The organism is Streptomyces muensis, from assembly GCF_021474425.1.
Taxonomy (GTDB): Bacteria; Actinomycetota; Actinomycetes; order Streptomycetales; family Streptomycetaceae; genus Streptomyces; species Streptomyces muensis.
On record NZ_JAKEIP010000558.1, the window covers coordinates 1 to 1,620 of the forward strand.

Consider the following 1,620-nt stretch of genomic DNA (forward strand, 5'->3'; position numbering starts at 1 on the left):
CCCCCACAACGGTGTGCGACTCCCACGTTCTCAGCAGGCTCTGCTGGTGACCGCTTCCTGAGCTGAACGAGGGACAGGCCGTCGACATGGCGTCGCGGCCTGTCCCCGCTTTTCGAGCTGAACGCAACGGCGGTCGGAACGGCGTCAGTCGTCGAACCCCGTGGCCCGCGTCGACTTCTCCCACGCCGCGACGTCCTCGCGCACCTGGTCCAGATGGCCGAGGACGGCCGTGACCCCGTCGTCGCCCAGGGGCAACCGCAGCGGGGTCCGCTCGGCCTCCAGGGCGGCCCGGATCAGGGCCGCCGCCTTCGCCGGGTCACCCGGCTGGGCGCCGTCGCCCGCCGAGACGGACTCGCGGGTCCGTGCCACCTTGGCGTACAGGCCACTGTCCGTGCTGGATCCCTTCCGGCCGGTCTCGAACAGTGCCGTGCGGAAGGAACCCGGCTCGACGATCAGCACCTTGATGCCGTACTCGGCGACCTCGTCGGCGAGGCCCTCGGACAGGCCCTCCAGGGCGAACTTCGTGCCGCTGTACGCCGAGAAGCCCGCGAAGGACATCTGCCCGCCCATGCTGCTCATCTGCACGATCGCCCCGGAGCGGCGCTCGCGCATGTGCGGCAGTACGGCCCGGGTCAGGGCGGCCGGCCCGAAGACATGCACGTCGAACAGCTCGCGCAGCTCCCGCTCGGTCGTCTCCTCGAAGGCGCCGACGTGGGTGCGGCCCGCGTTGTTGACCAGGACGTCGATCCGCCCGTGCCGCGCGACGACGTCCTGTACGGCGGCCTCCGCGGCCCCCGTCTCCGTGACGTCCAGCCGCAGCGCCTCCACCTGGTCGGGGTGCGCGGCCACCAGGTCGTCAAGACCCTCGGGGCGCCGTGCCGCGCCGACCACCACGTCGCCCTCGGCGAGCGCCGTCTCCGCGAGCGCCCGTCCGAAACCGCTGGTCGCGCCGGTGATCAGCCACACCTTGTTCATGACAGCTCCTCATGGTCGCTTCGTCGTATCGGCCTGCTGCCCAGCCTGCGGCGGGCGGTGGTCGCCCGTCCAAGACCCACGCCGATAGCCGATGGTTATGACCATGGACGTTCATGTGCGCGACCTGCGCTACTTCGTGGCGGTGGCCGAGGAACTGCATTTCACCCGCGCGGCCGAGCAGCTGTACGTCTCTCAGCCCGCGCTCAGCAAGCAGGTACGGGCGCTGGAGCGGCAGTTGGGCGTCGACCTGTTCCGGCGCGATCCGCGGGGCGTGCGGCTGACCGACGCCGGGACCGTGCTGCTGCCGTATGCGCGGCAGGTGCTGGACGCCTGGTCTGCGGGGTCCGCGGCGCTGGAGGCGGCCCGCGCGGCGGCGCGCGGCACGCTGGTGGTGGGGATGAGCACCAGCCCGGGCCGCGGCGGCCTGCTCCCGGCGATCCGCTCCCGCTTCACCGCCGCCCACCCGGACACCGCGCTGCGGCTGCGTCAGGTGAGCTGGGAGGACCCGACGGCGGGCCTCGCGGACGGCACCGCCGACGTCGCCTTCGTCTGGCGCTGTCTCTTATACACAACACCGAGCCACCGAGACCTGTTATATCATCTCGTATTGCGGCTTGTGGTTGAAAAGGGGGGGGGGGGGGGGGG

2 protein-coding genes are annotated in these 1,620 nt (G+C 71.7%); one reads left to right on the top strand and one right to left on the bottom strand.

The genetic code is table 11. The features are described from left to right. Positions 1 to 144: 144 nt before the first annotated feature. Complete coding sequence (locus L0P92_RS44305; RefSeq protein ID WP_234768790.1) at positions 145 to 975, bottom strand: oxidoreductase; 831 nt, start codon at positions 973 to 975, stop codon at positions 145 to 147. Positions 976 to 1,072: 97 nt separating this feature from the next. Between L0P92_RS44305 and L0P92_RS44310 the strand changes: the two genes are divergently transcribed. After that, positions 1,073 to 1,620, top strand: a 548-nt coding sequence (locus tag L0P92_RS44310) for a LysR family transcriptional regulator (protein WP_234768791.1), incomplete at its 3' end; no start/stop codon positions are given.

Bases quoted from the DNA above. Each gene is read 5' to 3' on its own strand.
- L0P92_RS44305 (WP_234768790.1), bottom strand. From the start codon at position 975: ATGAACAAGGTGTGGCTGATCACCGGCGCGACCAGCGGTTTCGGACGG.